We start from the raw sequence: 405 nt of genomic DNA, 5'->3' as shown, positions 1-405 counted from the left end.
GCTCTGTAATATTGCCAGATGCCAACCGTACTTGGAAGGAAGACGGTGGCGACGGCGGCAAGAATGGTGGAGCGGGACAAGGTGATTGCAAGCGCCCCACCAACCAGGACGAGAAAACCAGGGCGCCATTCCTTGGGTACGGCGCGATAGCTCGCCGCGCCGCCGAGCAAGAGTCCCGCAGCGGCCACATTCGGGTTGACTGCTAACCCCGCAGCACGGCCAACCGTAGTGGTAAAGCCATGGGTGAAAAGCACATCCAGGAAGCAAGCGATAGCATTGAGGGCCGTAACCGAAGCGGACAGCCGCAGCACAATCGGTGGGGCAAACGCAAGCATCAGAGTGATTGCAGAGCCACCAAGAGCAAGAGTTGTCAAATAGCTCCTGTTGACGATCCCTATAGGGTGC

Annotated in this window: 1 protein-coding gene; it reads right to left on the bottom strand. The window is 58.5% G+C overall.

Annotation, left to right across the window (positions count from 1 at the left end; translation table 11 throughout):
- Positions 1-374 (bottom strand): hypothetical protein (locus EOA32_RS38000; RefSeq protein ID WP_145971546.1); only part of this gene is annotated, 374 nt, incomplete at its 3' end.
- Positions 375-405: the final 31 nt, after the last annotated feature.

It is taken from the genome of Mesorhizobium sp. M1A.F.Ca.ET.072.01.1.1, from assembly GCF_004023325.1.
Taxonomy (GTDB): Bacteria; Pseudomonadota; Alphaproteobacteria; order Rhizobiales; family Rhizobiaceae; genus Mesorhizobium.
This window is presented reverse-complemented; position numbering and strand designations above follow the sequence as displayed.